The following is an 18,151-nucleotide window of genomic DNA, read 5'->3' as shown; positions in this document are numbered from 1 at the left end:
AGAAAAGACAGGCTACCCATCGGACAAATCACCCACACAAGGGATCGTACCATACCTTCAGACTCTTGCTTCGGAACCATACTCAGCAACAGGCAATAAGCACTATAACTCGGTCGGCCACACTGCACGGTTCAGCAAATCTATGTCATTTCACCTTCAGAGGCCACGGATTTAAACACTCAGCATGACAGCCCCTCAACACCTAATGTCGTTCCACCTTCACTTATCTCGATTTCTTCTATTCAGAATGACAAACACTTATTGTTATCTAATACTTCTACAAAACCTATCTTAAAATTAGTAGTTAAAAATCAGGTTAGCAAAGTAATTCCGGCCCATTTCGGGATAACCTTCAACCAGGGTATAATTCCTGTCGAAAAGGTTATTTACACCACCTTCAATAGCAAAGCCCTTAACCAATGTAATGTGCGCTTTTACATTGGTTAAATAAAATGCACCTGATATTGTACCGTAGCTGGTGCTGTACTTTTTTGAGTTGTACTCTTCAGATGCCAGGAAATACAATTTGGCAAGCGGCGAATACTGCAAGGATGCAAATATTTTATTTTTAGGTACATCAGTAAAATGAATTTTCGGGGCTGAAAGGTTATTACGTACTATTAAAGTATAGTTAGCGTCAACCTTCAATTGCGGAATAATTGGATAACCAACCGCAAACTCGGCACCGTAATACTCGGCACGGCCCACATTTTGCACCTGAGATTGGTTTGCTTTGGTTACCGGGTCAACGGCTACGTTATTTACAGTCTGGATGCTGTTATTAATTTTGCTGTAAAAACCCGATGCCTGTATCGATAGTTTACCACCAATAAGCGAATGATAGCTTAAATCATAATTCAATGCGTCTTCGGCTTTCAGATCAGGGTTAGGGATAGCTGTGCCAAATTTGTAAGAATAACGGTCTTTAATAGTAGCGAACCTTGTTTTGCGCGCTACCGAAAAACTTAACGAATTGGCATTATCAATATCATATTGAATTAAGCCCTGAACATTCCAGGCTCCGTTGCTGTTGGCAGGTAAATCGCTGATAGTACTATTAGTGTATTGCTGGGCCTGAGTGCTGCGCCTGTCGTTATAAGCTACGCCAGCGTTTACTTTCAAGGCCGGTGTTATATGATAGGTATCCTCGGCGCCAATGTAAAAGTTGTTGTCGGCATCGCGGCGGGTTGGCTCACCAATATTGTGTTCACGGTGCACATCCTGTTTAAAATGAGCCGCTACACTGAAGTTGTTATTTTTCAGATCGGTATTTTCAAAGGTTACGTTGCCGCCTAAAGTATAATCATCATAAATACTTCTGAAGGCATAAGGCTTGGTGATAGTATTGTATGATGCATTATCGTAGCTATCAATCTCGTTTTTAAACCGATCATAATACCAACGGGTTTTGATCACGTTAGTGCTGTTAAGTTTATTATTGCTCAACAAGTACAGGCCGCGGGTATCCCAGTTTGGCCATTTCCAATAGCGCGGGTTTTTAAACAAAGAGTTTTGGGTATCATCTCCTGCATAAACAGGCGTACCTTTTGTACCATGATGATAAGTATAACCAACGGCGTATTCTTGTGATGCTGTTGGGGTGAAACCAATTTTACCGCTCAGGTCAACGTCATTGCTGTATGAGTTATCGCGATGACCGCCGCCTTCATTTTTAACAGGCGTAAACTTTGAAGAAAGCGGGAAATAGTCACGTTTTAATTGCGAGGCTGAAACCTGGTAATAGAATTTACCAAAAGTACCGCCAATATTGGTATTAAGCCTGTAACCACCGCTCAGGTAACCGGCAACGGCATTCAATTCAAATGGCTTAGCGGGTTTACGGCTGATAAGGTTGATAGCACCGCCTTCGGCATTGGGGCCAAACAGCACAGATGAATATCCCTTGGATACAATGATTTCTGATAAATTAAAGGTATTATACCGCGCAAGGTCAACATAGCCATCGTAAGGCACATAAAGCGGCACACCATCCAGGTAAACGGGTACCTGCCTGATATCAAAACCGCGAACGTTAATAGCCAATTCATTCCTCGGCCCTACCGCGGTAAGGATAACACCAGGCAACAGGTTGAGCGCATGAGAAACATCATACCGGTTATACAAATTAAGGGTGTGGATATTGAGCTTACTTGACCTTACGCTATCTTTTAGGCCAACGATATTTACCTGTCCAAGGTTAAAAACACGCTTGCTCGTATCTGCTGATTGAGCAGCAGCCTTGTCACGGCCAAACATTACTAAAACAATAAAAAACAGAGCTAAAACGGGTAATTGTTTTTTCATATAATAACTATCGTTATGTTTTAAAAAGTATAACGCAAAAATGCGGAATAGATTCGATAAATCAATCCGCTATCAATGTTGATCTTCGATTCATTGATGATAAAACAGCAAAAACTTTTACTTTTTGCTGTTTTCCTCTAAAAATTGAAAGAATTTTTGCTGCAGATCTTTAAACTGAGATATAATCTCTTGCCCAAATGGTGTAAGCAAGGCCACCCCGCCGCCTTTTCCTCCCCTTTTTGAAATTACCAATGGCTGCTTAAAACCATCGTTCATGTGGTTAACTAAATCCCAGGCCTGCTTGTATGACATTTTCATTTGTAACGCGGCCTGCCTGATGGAGCCCGACGCATGGATCCGCTCAAGTAACTCAACGCGACCATGACCAAGTACTTTTTCCTCGCCTATTTCTATCCAAATACGACCGTTAAGTTTAAATGAAGAGATTTCCATTAATAATCGTTAATCGCCCAATTTATTACTGTTGATACATTACACATTTACTCCCTTGCTTTTTTTTGGGCGCGCAGCATTTGCCCATAATCCATCCGGCGCACCATGGCATTAACAGTGCTGGCTATTCGGTTAGCGCGGGTGACTTCAGTTTTGGCACTTTCTATCCATTTAATAAAATATCCCCGGTGGCTTTCGGCAAGGCTGTTGAAGAACTCGCCACCCTCAGGTTCATATTCAAAGCACTCCAACAGATCATCGGGAATAATGTATTTAAAATCATCATCGGGTTCAAGGCGCACCCGGAGCATAGCGCCGCGATGTTTGTGGATGGCTTTACAGATCTCTTTTCGCAAAGCCATGATAAAATTTCCTTCGCCCATAGGCATCAGGGCCATACCGCGCACCTCAAACTCATCAAGCCTACCCTTTACACGAAATGATTTTTTATTCCCGGGTTTCATATCCTGTGCCACATCGGCCGGGATTTCAATGTATGTCCACCCTGTTTTTTCACCCTGTTCGGCAAACTGTAATATAATAGTATTAAAATCAACCATAAGTATTATTTAACGGCATATTGTTACCATTATGCCTAAAAAATATGCGAAAATGTTAAATGTTTGTTAAATCGTCATATTTAGTTGCATCGGCTGTAACGTAATGCATGGTACCGATGTCTTATGAGTATAAAAACAATTTAAAAATTAAGAACCTAAAAAGCAACAATATGAAAACTTTAAAATCAATCATGCTTGGCTTAGCCTTATTAGTTATAGGCACTGCTGCAAAAGCAACAGATAAAATAGAAGGTGACAATTTAACCAAAAACTACGCTATCAACACTTATATAGATGCCATGACCCGTGGTAAAATACAAGGTTTTAGCGAAGTGGTAGATCAGTCGGCAAAATTCAGCATGCTGCGTGGTACCAAAGTATTAAGTTTTAGCAAAACCGAAGTAGTTGACTTATTAAAAGCCAACAAAAATACCGAGCAGGATTGCGTTACCAGCACCTCAATTGTTGAAAGCAACAATGACCTTGCGGTAGTAAAAGTTGATATGAAATACAGCGACTTTACCCGCAGCAATTATGTAACCGTTACCAACACCGGCAGCGGCTGGAAAATCACAAACGTGTACAGCGTTTTTAAATAAGCAAGTTTTAGTTTAGTGTTTAATATGTAAGTAGGTAAAGGCCCCGTTGGTGCGGGGCCTTTTTTATTTATTTCACCAGCGGGTCAAGCACTTTTTGCCATTTGTCATAACCTTTGCTGTTGAGGTGCAGGTAATCGTTATTAAACAAACTTGAATCCGGGACTGTTGTACCCGGTTTGTAAATAGCCGGAACGAGGTCAACATAATAACTTTTAGGTTTACCCTTCAGATAGCTTTTCACCAGCTCATTCGCGGCGTAAACCACATCATAATATTTAGCGCGCACCGGGCTCGGTTTAATCGACATAAAATAGACCTCGGTATCTGGTAATTTTTGATGGATCAGCTCCCAAAGCTTTGCAAACGAAGCTACCACAGTCTGTGCCGACTTACCGGCCGAAATGTCGTTTTCGCCGGCATAAATAAAAATTTTGCGTGGCTTATAAGGAAACAGGATATATGGCGTGTAATAGTCTGCTACCTGCCATAATTCACAACCGCCTACCCCTCTCCTGATGATCGGCTTGCCAGCGTAACGTTGCTCCAGATCAGTCCACATGCGGATAGACGAACTGCCGATAAACAAAATACCACCTGCTTTTGGAAAGCTCAGGCTATCCTGGTGTTTAAATGCCCTGATCTCATTATCAAACGGGAAGCCCTGTTGCGCCGATACACCGGCGCTGAATGCAATACCGATGAAGAGTAAAAAAAACTTCAGTTTCATTATGGGGTAGCTATGCGTTCTTCAAAAAATAAAAACGGCAATTGGTTTTCAATGCCTTTGATGATCCAAACCGGTCCATCTTCGGCATGCAATATAATTTTTATTGATTGATTTTGCTGCTTTTCGCATTCAGCTAAAACCTGTAAACATGATCCGCAAGAGGTAATTGGCTTTACTATTGGAAAATCATCTGAATGCGCGGTTACCGCCATAGCCTCAATAGGATCGTCGGGATGGTTGGCTCCCCAGTTAAACAATGCTACACGTTCGGCACATAAACCTGATGGATAGGCAACATTTTCCTGGTTACTGCCATAAATAACTCTACCGCTTTGCAAACGAAGTGCCGCGCCAACACGGAATTTGGAATATGGAGAATGGGAATTTTTTAACGCTTTCTGTGCTTCAAGGCACAGCTGCCTGTCGGCTTTATGGAGATCGGCCAGTGACTCATATTCGTCAAAGGCTATTTTAATTTCGTGACTTATCATATATTATCAACCCTTGTTAAAAAATCGGGGGAAACAAGATAAGGAAATTTTTCAATAAGAACCCTGATTTTTAGGATTATTTGATTCCCGTGATAAAAACTGCCTGATTAAAGTCTTTCCTTATGCAACGCATTTCAGGGAAATCCTCCAATCAGGCAAATCAAGGTTCTTAATTTATACTGCCACCGGCAATTCTTCTTCAGTCTCAGCTTTTTCAGCTATCGTCGGGTTAATGGTTTCATCATCCTTTTCAACCCGCAGGTTATTAACGATATGCATTTGACGGGCTGGGGTGTTTTTGCCCATAAAATATTCAAGAAGTGCCTTAACGTTGGCATCTCTTAATATTACCGGGTCAAGCCGCATGTCTTTACCAATAAACAAACCAAATTCTTCAGGCGAGATCTCACCTAAACCTTTAAAGCGGGTGATCTCGGGTTTATTACCCAATTTAGCTATTGCGTTACGGCGTTCCTCATCGCTGTAACAATAAATGGTTTCCTTTTTATTTCGTACGCGGAATAACGGTGTTTGCAATATGGAAACATGACCGGCCTTCACCAGGTCGGGGAAAAACTGCAAAAAGAAGGTCATCAGCAACAGGCGGATGTGCATCCCGTCCACATCGGCATCGGTAGCTATTACAATGTTGTTATACCGTAAAGCATCAAGACCATCTTCAATGTTCAGGGCGTGTTGCAGCAGGTTAAATTCTTCGTTTTCGTAAACTACCTTTTTGGTTAGGCCAAAGCAGTTAAGGGGTTTACCTTTTAAGCTGAACACAGCCTGGGTCATCACATCGCGCGATTTAGTGATAGAACCACTGGCCGAGTCACCTTCGGTAATGAACAACGTTGTATCCTGTTTACGTTCGTGCGTATCGTCAAAATGCACTTTGCAATCGCGCAGTTTACGGTTATGCAATGATGCTTTTTTTGCACGCTCGTTGGCCAGTTTTTTAATACCGGCAATATCCTTACGCTCCCGTTCTGATTGCAGGATCCTTTTTAGCAAGCCATCAGCAGCTTCTGTGTTTTTATGCAGATAATTATCAAGCTCTTTCTTAACAAAATCATTAATAAAACCGCGCACAGACGGGCCTTCCGGACCAATATTTTGTGAACCCAGCTTAGTTTTGGTTTGCGATTCAAACACCGGCTCCTGCACCTTTATGGCAATGGCGGCAACAATTGAAGCCCTGATATCCGATGCATCAAACTCTTTTTTATAAAACTCGCGCACCGTTTTTACCACAGCTTCGCGAAACGCCGCCTGATGCGTACCGCCCTGGGTAGTATTTTGACCGTTAACAAATGAGTAGTATTCTTCGCCGTATTGCTGGCCGTGGGTCATGGCTATCTCAATGTCTTCGCCTTTAAGGTGGATAATTGGGTACCGTAAAGTTTCAGCATCGGTATTGCGGGTGAGCAGGTCATAAAGGCCACGCTCCGAAAAATACTTTTGATTGTTAAAGTTGATGGTAAGGCCCGCGTTGAGGAACACATAGTTCCAGATCATACTTTCTACAAACTCCGGGATAAACCTGTAATGCCTGAAAATGGTATCATCGGGTATAAAATTGATAGCGGTACCATTACGCTGGGTGGTATCTTTTTCACTCTCATCACGAATGAGCTCACCTTTGGCAAATTCGGCCAGTTTGGTGCGGCCGTCGCGGTATGACTGTACTGTAAATGAGTTGGAAAGCGCGTTAACCGCTTTGGTACCCACCCCATTTAAACCTACCGATTTTTGAAATGCCTTGCTATCGTATTTGCCGCCTGTATTTATTTTGGATACACAGTCGATCACTTTACCCAAAGGGATACCGCGGCCATAATCACGTACCGATACCTTATGGTCGCTCATGTTCACCTCAATGGTACGGCCTGATCCCATTACAAACTCATCTATCGAGTTATCTATGATCTCCTTGAGCAATACGTATACACCATCGTCATAAGCAGAGCCATCGCCCAGTTTACCAATATACATACCGGGACGTAAACGGATGTGCTCCTTCCAATCGAGGGAGCGGATACTATCTTCACTATAATTAACTGGTTCTGCCATGTATATAAAGTAGAAAATTAAACAGCGTAAAATACGCCTAACTGCAAAAATAAAACTTCCCGTCTGAATTACCGGGAAGCAGATATCAACTTATTAACATTGGGGAGAAAAAGGGAGGGATGTGCGATTCCCCTCTTGAGAGGGGCGGAGGGGTGTGTTTTGCTTCAACAAGTCTACCGCAGAAACACACCCCTGCTATCGCTCGCTTCCATCGCGCCCCCTCTCAAAAGGTGAACTTCGATTATTACATCGCCAAGGTCTCTACGGCTTAAACTTCAAACAATTACTTGCCCTATCCACATTTTTAAAAAACTCGGGGCCTTTATCATTGGTAAAACAAACGGCCATAATGGTACCGGTATGGTTACGCTGCAATGCGATAAGCAGCGCGTATTTATAATGCTTGGTAGCAGGCAAATCGAGCAGGTTTAACAGGTATGACTTACCTGCATCAGCTTTATACCTGTTTAAAACGTTAACCGGTATGCTCCGCATAAAGTTATCCCGCTCTCCGGAAAAAGCAATGGCGTGCGCCCTGCTCATATTTATATATATCGAGTCGGGGTTTTCGGTTTCGCGGTCAATATCATACTGCCCCTGTTCATAGCTGGTATAGTTTTGTTTCTGAGATTTTACCTGGAACCAGACTTCAAAATCCTGCCCCGGTAGTTGCAATGCGTAGTCAAATGAAAAATCTTCATCATTAGGGGCCGGAATCTCTTTAAAACCCCTGGGTGGGGTGTAAATTACATTGGCCTGGGCCAAAAGCCTGGAAAATTCCTTAAACTGGTCTGTAACGGGCTTCGATTTTGAATAACCTGGCTTAGTATTTACACCGGTATGCTTCCTGTTATTTTGAGCATATAAAGGCCGGGCTTTTATCTGGGCCATGCTTTTTGTAAAGCATAGCAATGATAAAGCCATAAGCAATAAGGGCCGGTTTAACTTCAAAATAGTTTTCATTTAAGGGGCAGCCAGGAAAAAAACCTGGTTAAAGCACCATAGGTAAATATATAAACAAATTAATTAATCAACACCCTCCCGTATTCAAATACCGCTGCTCTTTAACGACAATATCAATTAATTATTTGTGGCATTAACAATTTTTACGCATGTGATTAGTAATTGTTGCAAGTCTATCCAAACGTAACAATTTTGTTATAAATCAACATAAACAACACATTAAAATGTGGTTCACTTCATCTGCACATCAACACATAATCCGTATCTTTACCAATCCAAAAGTTTTTATTGAATAATGAGTGAAGATCTGCATCAAAACGATACACCAAACCCTAATGAAGAAAAACTACACACCGTTACCTCACTCGATGGGTTATATGAAAATTGGTTTCTTGATTATGCATCCTATGTAATTCTCGACCGGGCCGTTCCGCATATCAACGATGGTTTAAAACCCGTACAACGCCGCATCCTGCATTCGTTGAAGGAAATGGACGACGGGCGTTTTAACAAAGCCGCCAATGTTATCGGTAACACCATGAAATATCACCCCCATGGTGACGCTTCTATTGGTGATGCCATGGTGCAGATTGGTCAAAAAAACCTGCTGATTGATTGCCAGGGAAACTGGGGCGACCCGGTAACCGGCGACTCGGCGGCGGCACCGCGTTATATTGAAGCCCGTTTATCAAAATTTGCGCTCGATGTTGTTTTTAATCCGGATACCACCGTTTGGCAGGCCAGCTATGATGGCCGTAACAAGGAGCCTATTACCCTGCCGGTAAAGTTCCCCTTGCTGCTTGCACAGGGAGCCGAAGGTATTGCGGTAGGTTTGGCTACCAAAATATTGCCACATAATTTTATAGAATTGATCGACGCGTCTATCGCTGTGTTGAAAGGTGAGCGTCCTAACCTCATGCCTGATTTTCCGACGGGGGGCATGGCCGATACTTCTTTATACAATGAAGGGCAGCGTGGTGGCAAAGTACGGGTAAGGGCAAAAATTATCGAGCGCGATAAAAAAACACTCGCTATTACCGAAATACCTTTTACCACCACTACCGGCAGCCTGATAGATAGTGTGATCTCGGCCAATGACAAGGGTAAGATCAAGATCAAAAAAATTGAGGATAATACCGCTAAGGATGTTGAGATCATCATTCATCTGGCACCAGGCATATCTCCCGATGTAACTATCGATGCCCTTTATGCTTTTACCGATTGCGAGGTATCTATATCACCAAATACCTGCGTGATACAGGATGATAAACCGCGCTTCATGAGTGTGAACGACATGCTTACCGAAAGCACGTTCTTTACCAAAGATCTGCTCAAACAGGAGCTGGAGATCAGGCTGAAAGATTTGATGGAAAAGATCTTCTTTAGCTCCTTACTCAAGATCTTTATCCAGGAGGGGATGTATAAAAACCCGGACTACGAAAACTCCGGTAATTTTGAAGTGGTGCTGGAAGTGTTGAACCGCTTGTTTGAGCCGTTCTTTCCGCAGTTTTACCGCACCATCCTACCCGAGGATTATAAAAAGCTGATAGATAAACCTATGAGCAGCATCACCCGCTTTGATGTTAAAAAAGCGGATGAGCAGATGAAGGCGCTCGAAAATGAAATAAAACAGGTAAAACATCACCTGAAACATCTTACCGAATATACTATTGCCTGGTTCGAAAAACTGAAGGATAAATATAGTAAGGACAGGGAGCGCAAAACCGAACTGCGCACCTTTGATAAGGTTGAAGCTGCACAGGTAGCATTGGCTAATATCAAGCTATATGTTAACAGGGCCGACGGCTTTATTGGATCTGGCCTGAAAAAAGATGATTCGGTTGAATACGTCGGCGATTGCTCAGACATTGACGAGATCATTGTCTTCAGAGGTGATGGGCGATGCATGATCACCAAAGTGCAGGACAAGGTTTTTGTGGGTAAGGACATCATCCACGTTGCCGTATTTAAAAAGAATGACGAACGCACCGTTTATAATATGATATATAAAGATGGCGAAAGCGGTATCAGTTATATCAAACGTTTCTCGGTAGTTGGGGTAACCCGTGATAAGGAATATGACCTTACCAAAGGCACCAAAGGCTCAAAAGTATTATACTTTACCGCTAACCCTAACGGCGAAGCCGAGGTGGTGAACGTACAGCTTAAACCTCATTCCAAACTTAAAAAACTACAGTTTGATGAAGATTTCGCATCTATAGCTATCAAAGGCCGCGGTTCGATGGGTAATATCATTACCAAATACCCGGTTAAAAAAATCATACTGAAAAGCAAGGGTGTGTCAACGCTGGCCGGACGTAAGATCTGGTATGATGATATCCTGAAGCGCCTGAACGCAGATGGCCGCGGCAAATACCTGGGCGAATTTGATGGTGACGACCGCATTCTCACCGTGCTCAGCAATGGCGTTTATGAATTAAGCAGCTTTGATCTTAACAACCACTTTGATGATAAGATGATCCTTATCGAAAAGTATGAGCCGCAGGCGGTATTCTCGATAGTGCACATCGAGGGTAAATCCAAAAACTATCTTGTTAAGCGTTTCTCTTTTGAAAACATAGCAGTTGGTAAGCAGGTAAGCCTGATCAGTGAAGAAGCCGGATCAAAAATGGTATTGATCGGTCACACCGCGCCGGTAATCAGCATGACGCACTTGAAAGGCAAAGATCAAACACCTGAAACCCTCGAACTGAATTTAGCAGATGTTATTGATGTAAAAGGAATGAAAGCCATGGGCAACCGCCTTTCACAACATCCGGTAAAATCAGTTGAGCTGATAAGTGATGGCATTAACCAGGCAACTAAAACTGCCGAAACCGACACCAACGAAGAGGATACTCCTGCATCAACAGATACAAATGAAGATGAGCCCGTAGTTTCTCAGGAAGCCGGGCCGGCAACACCAGCCGACCAATCTGAAGAGTCGCCAAAGCCACCTAAAAAGATCGATTTTGAGATCACTAACCCCGATGATATCGACATGGACGATCAGGGACAATTAGGGCTATTTTAACGCAAAGCCACCGGTAACAATAGCCGGTGGCCTTTTTATTTACCTGCCGATTAATCCCGTTTATCCAATACTCAAACAATTAGCAAAAAAATCATTTTACAGCTATAAACACCCTTGTTTGCAGTTGTATTTTCGCTATTTTTGGGTATTACTAAATCTTATATCATAAAAGGGCATGTTCTTCGGTGGCGGCAGTTATTACTATCTTATATTAATATTAGAAGGCTTTTGTATTATACATAGCTTACGGCGTGGTACCCAGCAAAAGTGGCTTTGGATACTTTTGATCATACCCGTGTTTGGCAGTCTGTATTATATCTACAGCGAAATACTTTCCAATCGCGGCATCCGTGCGCCTAAAATAAATGTTGAGGCGGTAATAAACCCCGGGGCCAAAATTAAACGCCTTGAAGATGAAGTAAGGTTTACCGATACTTTTGCCAACCGTGTTAAACTGGCAGATGCCTATCTGGACGCCGGGCTTACCGATAAAGCACTCGAAATATATCAAAACAGTCTCACCGGTGCCTTTGTCGAAAACGAGCACGTAATGGCGCAGCTCATTGTAGCTTATTTTGAAAAAGGCCAGTACAATGAGGTTATCCCGATTGCTAAAAAGCTTTATAAGCTACCACAATTTGCCCGCTCAAAAGCGCACATCCTGTATGCCAAATCGCTTGAGTTTACTTACCAGGAAGAGCAGGCCGAAAATGAGTTTAAATTGATGAAGGGTCGTTACTCTTATTTTGAGCCACGTTATGAATATGGTTTATTCCTTACCCGTGCCGGCCGCGATGAAGATGCCTGGCAGATTTTTACGGATATGCTCAATGAGCAGCCGCAGTTAAGTCCGGTTGAGCGAAAAAGCAATAAAGTATGGTTTGCAAAGGCTAAGGATGAAGTGAAGAAGTTATCAGCTGTGAGGAAAACGGCGTAAGTTGTACCCGCTTTATTTAAAACAGGCACAGTATCGCTTTGGCGTTTATTTTTTAATTGATTAATAAACAGTATTTTTGAACATTCATTATGAATGAAAAACGTTAAAGATGAATTACAACATATCATTCTCGGAGATGAACCGGTTGGCCGAGGAAATCAACTCAAAAAAACCCAAAGTTTCCTTAGAGCAAATGAAAAAACAAGCTTCAAACTTGAGAAACAGCAGCATCTCAAAAGTGAAGAAACAACAGCACTCATAAATTTTGCAAAAAAAGAGAATCTCTTTTACGAGCCGGCAATTCATAAAACTGATTTTATAAGTGAAGGTGCTGAGCAAAAAGTCTATCAATTTGACGATGAGCATGTAATAAAAACTAATGCAGGAATCTTTTACGAAACGTGGTTGGATTATTTCAATAGCTTGCTCATCCACAATTATTTCTTTCCAGCCACTGCTTATACTTTTCTTGGATTTAAAGAAATTGATGGCGCGCTACATGCTGTTGTCATGCAGGAGTTTATTTTAAATTCAGAACCAACTGATCTTAACGCTGTAAAAGACTTTTTGAGATACAACGGTTTTTTGAACAAACGTAATAATGATTATTACAATAATGATGTAGGGTTAATTTTTGAGGACTTGCATGATGAAAATGTGCTTTCAAATAATGGCGTTCTGTTTTTCATTGACACAGTATTTTACATCACTCCAGATTTCTACCGTCATCCCTAAGTCATACTGACAACCTGACACCATTGGGTTAAAAAATTGTTAAGCCACAAAACGCAAATAACCTTTTGCTGACATTAAAACAGTTTAGCCTGTCAATACTTGCCATAATACCCGCTTGGCATAATTGATGTTGCGTATCGGGCTGAAAAACTTAAATAAAATAAACAGTTATAACTATGTCATTAAACATTAAACCGATCGGCGATAGGGTTGTAGTGGAAGCTGCAGCAGCCGAAGAGAAAACCGCTTCAGGTATCTTCATTCCTGATACTGCCAAAGAAAAACCTCAACGTGGAACCATCGTTGCTGTTGGACAGGGAAAAGTTGATGAGCCTTTAACCGTACAAGTTGGTGACCAGGTTTTATATGGCAAATATGCCGGTACCGAGATTACCTATGAAGGTAAAGAGTACTTAATTATGCGTGAATCAGACATCTACGCGGTTCTTTAATCAATTAGTGGATTAGTGAGTTATTGAATTAGTGATTTATTCCTTTTCAAACTCGTTAGTTCAAAACAGACAAAACAATCAAAAAATAATTATTGATGGTGAATTCAAAATCGCAAATTCACTAAATCAATAATTCAATAATTAAAAACATGGCAAAACAAGTTAAATACAATGTTGAAGCACGCGACGCCCTGAAACGCGGTGTTGATATCCTTGCTAACGCAGTAAAAGTAACCTTAGGTCCTAAAGGCCGTAACGTAATTATCGATAAAAAATTCGGCTCACCGGCTATCACTAAAGACGGTGTTACTGTTGCTAAAGAAATTGAATTAAAAGACGCTCTTGAAAACATGGGCGCACAAATGGTAAAAGAAGTAGCTTCAAAAACTGCCGATATTGCAGGTGATGGTACTACTACTGCTACCGTTTTGGCTCAGGCTATCGTAACCGCAGGTATTAAAAACGTGGCTGCCGGTGCAAACCCAATGGATTTGAAACGCGGTATCGACAAAGCTGTTGCTTCGGTTGTTGAAAACCTGAAATCGCAGTCACAAACTGTTGGTGAAGACAATAACAAAATCAAGCAAGTTGCTGCTATCTCTGCAAATAACGACGAGGTTATCGGTTCGTTAATTGCTGAAGCAATGGAAAAAGTTGGCAAAGACGGTGTGATCACTGTTGAAGAAGCAAAAGGTACTGAAACCGAAGTTAAAACTGTAGAAGGTATGCAGTTTGACCGTGGTTACCTTTCTCCTTACTTCGTAACTAACGCTGATAAAATGGAAGCCGAATTAGAAAATCCTTTCATCCTGATCTACGACAAGAAGATCTCTTCAATGAAAGAATTGCTTCCTATCCTTGAAAAACAAGTACAAACCGGCAAACCATTATTGATCATTGCCGAAGATCTTGACGGCGAAGCTTTAGCTACTTTGGTAGTTAACAAGATCCGTGGTTCACTGAAAGTTGCTGCTGTTAAAGCTCCTGGCTTTGGTGACCGTCGTAAAGCTATGTTAGAGGATATCGCTATCCTTACCGGTGGTACTTTGATCTCTGAAGAAAGAGGTTACAAATTAGAAAACGCTGACCTTAGCTACTTAGGTACTGCCGAAAAAATCGTTATCGACAAAGATAACACTACCATCATCAATGGTTCTGGTTCTGCAGAAGAGATCAAAGGCCGCGTAAGCCAGATCAAATCTCAGATCGAATCAACAACTTCTGATTACGACCGCGAAAAATTACAAGAGCGCTTAGCCAAATTATCTGGCGGTGTTGCTGTACTTTACGTAGGTGCTGCTACCGAAGTTGAAATGAAAGAGAAAAAAGACCGTGTTGACGACGCTTTACACGCTACACGTGCCGCTGTTGAAGAAGGTATTGTAGCAGGTGGTGGTGTTGCCTTTATCCGCGCGGTTGCTGCTTTAGCTGATCTTAAAGGTGATAACGAAGACGAGAACACTGGTATCCAGATCATCCGTCGCGCTATCGAAGAGCCTTTACGTCAGATCTGCGAAAATGCTGGTATCGAAGGTTCTATCATCGTGCAAAAAGTTAAAGAAGGCACTGCCGACTTTGGTTACAATGCACGTACTGATAAATACGAAAACCTGATTGCTGCAGGTGTTATCGACCCAACTAAAGTAAGTCGTGTAGCTTTAGAAAACGCTGCTTCAATCGCTTCCATGTTGTTAACTACTGAAGTAGTATTAGCTGACGATCCTGAAGATGAAAAAGCAGGCGCTCCACCAATGGGCGGCGGCATGGGCGGCATGATGTAAGAGCCCCCAAGCCCCCTGAAGGGGGTGTACAGAAACTTATATACCTTCAAAACCCTGTATGCTTTTGCATACAGGGTTTTGTGCTTTAAAAGAGCCTGTTATAGTCATAGAAAGGTAAAGCAACAGTCATTAATTAATCATTTGATTAAAATTTCAAAACCCCAGGGTGTAGTAATACGTAGTTTTGCATAACAAATCTGATACAGCACTAATCAGGCACAGGATTTGAATAATGCAGGTCATGAAACGTCTATCTCAAAAAACAAAACAAATACAAAGCACCCTGGTTGAGTGGGTGTTGTTTAAGGGCCCCGAGCTCTTCGTTTCCCTGTACAGTTAATAGATAATTATTAACTTTGCGCCCAGTTATGAAACTGGACGAATTTTACACTGAGTTCCACCATTGGCTTATTAACCGCGGCCCTAATTATGTAGGTGGACTAATCATATTTTTTATTGGGTTATGGTTTATTAAGTTTTTGCGTGCAAGGCTGCGCATGCGTATGATGAAGCGTGGCATTCATTCATCACTACAGCCATTTTTCTTAAGCCTAACCATTACAGCTTTATATGTTTTACTCATTATTTGGGTAATGAACATCATAGGGCTGGAAATGAGCATTTTCACCACCATTATCGGCGCATTTTCGGTAGCAGCCGGTTTGGCGCTGTCGGGCACCTTTCAAAACTTTGCGGGTGGTATACTTATCCTGTTGTTAAAACCTTTTGAGCTTGATGACAGTATTGTAGCCCAGGGCCAGGATGGCAGGGTGGTATCTATACAGATGTTTTATACTGTGCTTATTACTGCCGATAACAAAACTGTCATTATCCCTAACGGCAAACTATTTAACGAGGTCATTGTAAACATAACGCGCGAGGGCCGTCGCCGTCTTGATTTTGAATTGCGGGTAGGCTATAACAATGATATAGAAAAGGCGAAGGCCATCATGACCGGTGTAGTAAATACCAATAAAGATATCCTTCACGATCCGGCCGCACGGGTGGGCGTTATCAGCCTGGATAACGATTGTGTAAGGTTTACCATTAATGTTTGGGTTGATCCTGCCGATTTCCTCAACGCTAAAATAAACCTGCAGGAACAAATGCTTAAAGAGCTGGCCGCGGGTGGCGTTAATTTCCCTAAACCAGGATTTTGATAAGAAGCAGGAAACCGGGAGTCAAAGACAAGAGTGCATCGAACAAATAAAGAAAAGGCTTCAAAAGACAATTCTTTCAGAAGGTAAAGCGGAACCATCGATAATGCCTTCGGCTATTAAAAATCAATAAACATTATAACACATAAAGCTTGCTTGTTAAAGCAGGCTTTTTTTATCTTAGGGAAATCAAACCCTTGAAAAAATATGAGTTTTAAAACCCAGCTCAGTTCAATTTTTATTGATGAAAATAATATTCCCCCCGAATTCCAGATTGAAGAAGTACACCAGCGCGAATACCTGAGCGGTGGCGAAATGAAACCGTGGAACGGCGAAGTAAGTGAAGTTTACTCACCTGTCGGTTTTTGGGCAGAGGACGGTACTTTTACCCGGAAGCTCATAGGTACCTACCCGGTTTGCACCGAAAAAGAAGCTTTTGAAGCCCTGGATGCCGCCCTTGAAGCCTATGACAATGGCCGCGGCGAATGGCCTACCATGAGCATTGCCGACCGTATTAAATGTATGGAGCGCTTTATTTACAAAATGAGCGAACAACGTACGCTGGTGGTAAAACTGCTGATGTGGGAAATAGGCAAATCATATGCTGATTCGGCTAAAGAATTTGACCGTACTATTGAATACATCAATGCCACCATCGACGCGTTAAAAGATATCGACCGCCAGTCGTCACGCTTTGAAATGGCCGAGGGGCTGGTGGCCCAGATCCGTCGTTCGCCCCTGGGGGTAGTGCTTTGCATGGGGCCGTTTAATTACCCGTTAAACGAAACTTTCACTACGCTGATCCCCGCGCTGATCATGGGGAACACTATTTTATTTAAACCGCCTAAACACGGTACACTACTACATTACCCATTGCTAAAAGCCTTCCAGGAATCATTCCCTAAAGGAGTGGTGAACACCATTTATGGCAGGGGCGCAGTGGTAACACCCGGGCTGATGTCATCGGGCAAGGTGAATGTGCTGGCTTTCATCGGCTCAAGCAAAGTAGCAAATGATTTGAAAAAGCGTCACCCTAAAATTAATCGCTTAAGAGCTGTTTTAAGTCTGGATGCCAAGAACGCAGCCATAGTTACCAAACATGCCGACCTGCAGCAGGCTGTGAGCGAGTGTATTTTAGGTTCGCTGTCATTTAACGGCCAGCGTTGTACCGCTATTAAAGTAATATTTGTACATAAAGCCGTTGCCGATGAGTTTTTAAAACTATTAAGCGAAGCCGTTGCCAAACTTAAATTCGGACTGCCCTGGGAAAAGGACGTAAAACTTACCCCGCTCCCCGAACCTCATAAACCGGCTTACCTGACCGATATTGTAAATGACGCCTTAGCCAACGGCGCAAAAGTGATTAACGAAAACGGAGGTGAAACATCGGCTTCGTTCTTTTTCCCGGCCATAGTTTACCCGGTTAATGAAAACATGAAACTGTACCGCGAAGAGCAATTTGGACCGGTGATCCCAGTAATTCCGTTTGAAGATATTGAGGAGCCTATCGCTTACCAGATAGATTCGCCACATGGTATGCAGGTGAGTATTTTCAGTAATGATGCCAGGGAAATTTCGTCACTGATCGACCCCTTTGTGAATTTAGTAAGCCGCGTAAACATTAACAGTCAGTGCCAGCGCGGTCCGGATGTATTTCCGTTCACCGGGCGCAAGGACAGTGCCGAGGGTACACTTTCGGTACATGATGCATTAAGGTCGTTCTCAATCCGCTCATTAGTTACCACTAAAATGACCGAAACCAACAAAAACATCATCAACGAAATTGTGAACGACAATGATTCCAATTTCCTAAGCACGAAGTTTATATTGTAGGGAACCGTTAGGACGTCATGAGGAGTAGCCCCCAGGACTATCCTGAAAAAGG

Annotated in this window: 15 protein-coding genes; 8 read left to right on the top strand and 7 right to left on the bottom strand. The window is 42.4% G+C overall.

Features of this window, described 5'->3' with window-relative positions; all coding sequences use genetic code 11:
• Positions 1 to 297: 297 nt before the first annotated feature.
• From MusilaSJ_RS18025 to MusilaSJ_RS18015, 3 genes are all read right to left on the bottom strand, one after another.
• Positions 298 to 2,304 carry a TonB-dependent receptor plug domain-containing protein gene (locus tag MusilaSJ_RS18025; protein ID WP_274986270.1) on the bottom strand — a complete coding sequence of 669 codons (2,007 nt, stop codon included), beginning with the start codon at positions 2,302 to 2,304 and terminating at the stop codon, positions 298 to 300.
• A 117-nt stretch (positions 2,305 to 2,421) separates the two neighbouring features.
• Entirely contained in the window at positions 2,422 to 2,757 is a 336-nt protein-coding gene (locus tag MusilaSJ_RS18020) for a winged helix-turn-helix domain-containing protein (protein ID WP_274986269.1), read from the bottom strand.
• Positions 2,758 to 2,804: 47 nt separating this feature from the next.
• On the bottom strand, positions 2,805 to 3,317 hold the full coding sequence (locus MusilaSJ_RS18015) for a YdeI/OmpD-associated family protein (protein WP_274986268.1): 513 nt from the start codon (positions 3,315 to 3,317) through the stop codon (positions 2,805 to 2,807).
• Positions 3,318 to 3,487: 170 nt separating this feature from the next.
• Between MusilaSJ_RS18015 and MusilaSJ_RS18010 the strand changes: the two genes are divergently transcribed.
• Positions 3,488 to 3,916, top strand: a complete 429-nt coding sequence (locus tag MusilaSJ_RS18010; RefSeq protein ID WP_274986267.1) for a nuclear transport factor 2 family protein — start codon at positions 3,488 to 3,490, stop codon at positions 3,914 to 3,916.
• Positions 3,917 to 3,983: 67 nt separating this feature from the next.
• On the opposite strand, the gene MusilaSJ_RS18005 is transcribed toward MusilaSJ_RS18010, so the two are convergent.
• The 4 genes from MusilaSJ_RS18005 to MusilaSJ_RS17990 form a co-directional block, all read right to left on the bottom strand.
• Positions 3,984 to 4,643: a GDSL-type esterase/lipase family protein gene (locus MusilaSJ_RS18005; protein WP_274986266.1), complete on the bottom strand. Its 660-nt coding sequence runs from the start codon at positions 4,641 to 4,643 to the stop codon at positions 3,984 to 3,986.
• Entirely contained in the window at positions 4,643 to 5,134 is a 492-nt protein-coding gene (locus MusilaSJ_RS18000; protein WP_274986265.1) for a cytidine deaminase, read from the bottom strand. The genes MusilaSJ_RS18005 and MusilaSJ_RS18000 overlap by 1 nt, the downstream gene beginning before the upstream one ends.
• Before the next feature lie 174 nt (positions 5,135 to 5,308).
• Positions 5,309 to 7,207, bottom strand: a complete 1,899-nt coding sequence (locus MusilaSJ_RS17995; protein ID WP_274986264.1) for a DNA topoisomerase IV subunit B — start codon at positions 7,205 to 7,207, stop codon at positions 5,309 to 5,311.
• 261 nt (positions 7,208 to 7,468) lie between these two features.
• Positions 7,469 to 8,098 carry a hypothetical protein gene (locus tag MusilaSJ_RS17990; RefSeq protein ID WP_274986263.1) on the bottom strand — a complete coding sequence of 210 codons (630 nt, stop codon included), beginning with the start codon at positions 8,096 to 8,098 and terminating at the stop codon, positions 7,469 to 7,471.
• Between the two features lie 367 nt (positions 8,099 to 8,465).
• On the opposite strand from MusilaSJ_RS17990, the gene MusilaSJ_RS17985 reads away from it, so the two are divergent.
• The 7 genes from MusilaSJ_RS17985 to MusilaSJ_RS17955 all read left to right on the top strand — a co-directional run bounded on the left by MusilaSJ_RS17985 (position 8,466) and on the right by MusilaSJ_RS17955 (position 18,099).
• Positions 8,466 to 11,204 (top strand): DNA gyrase/topoisomerase IV subunit A, encoded by a 2,739-nt coding sequence (locus MusilaSJ_RS17985; protein WP_274986262.1) that lies wholly within the window; start codon positions 8,466 to 8,468, stop codon positions 11,202 to 11,204.
• Positions 11,205 to 11,379: 175 nt separating this feature from the next.
• The gene (locus MusilaSJ_RS17980) at positions 11,380 to 12,141 is read left to right on the top strand and encodes a hypothetical protein (RefSeq protein ID WP_274986261.1); all 762 of its coding nucleotides are present in this window, start codon (positions 11,380 to 11,382) and stop codon (positions 12,139 to 12,141) included.
• A gap of 93 nt (positions 12,142 to 12,234) precedes the next feature.
• On the top strand, positions 12,235 to 12,876 hold the full coding sequence (locus MusilaSJ_RS17975; RefSeq protein ID WP_274986260.1) for a putative polyvalent protein kinase domain-containing protein: 642 nt from the start codon (positions 12,235 to 12,237) through the stop codon (positions 12,874 to 12,876).
• Between the two features lie 176 nt (positions 12,877 to 13,052).
• Positions 13,053 to 13,328 (top strand): co-chaperone GroES, encoded by a 276-nt coding sequence (groES, locus tag MusilaSJ_RS17970; protein ID WP_090530466.1) that lies wholly within the window; start codon positions 13,053 to 13,055, stop codon positions 13,326 to 13,328.
• 149 nt (positions 13,329 to 13,477) lie between these two features.
• Positions 13,478 to 15,109, top strand: coding sequence for a chaperonin GroEL (gene groL / locus MusilaSJ_RS17965; RefSeq protein WP_274986259.1), 1,632 nt, complete (start codon positions 13,478 to 13,480; stop codon positions 15,107 to 15,109).
• A gap of 368 nt (positions 15,110 to 15,477) precedes the next feature.
• Positions 15,478 to 16,269, top strand: a complete 792-nt coding sequence (locus tag MusilaSJ_RS17960) for a mechanosensitive ion channel family protein (protein WP_274986258.1) — start codon at positions 15,478 to 15,480, stop codon at positions 16,267 to 16,269.
• 204 nt (positions 16,270 to 16,473) lie between these two features.
• A complete protein-coding gene (locus MusilaSJ_RS17955; protein ID WP_091171655.1) occupies positions 16,474 to 18,099 on the top strand; it encodes an NADP-dependent glyceraldehyde-3-phosphate dehydrogenase in 1,626 nt (541 codons plus the stop codon).
• Positions 18,100 to 18,151: the final 52 nt, after the last annotated feature.

The sequence above is a fragment of the Mucilaginibacter sp. SJ genome (genome assembly GCF_028993635.1).
Classification (GTDB): domain Bacteria; phylum Bacteroidota; class Bacteroidia; order Sphingobacteriales; family Sphingobacteriaceae; genus Mucilaginibacter.
This window is presented reverse-complemented; position numbering and strand designations above follow the sequence as displayed.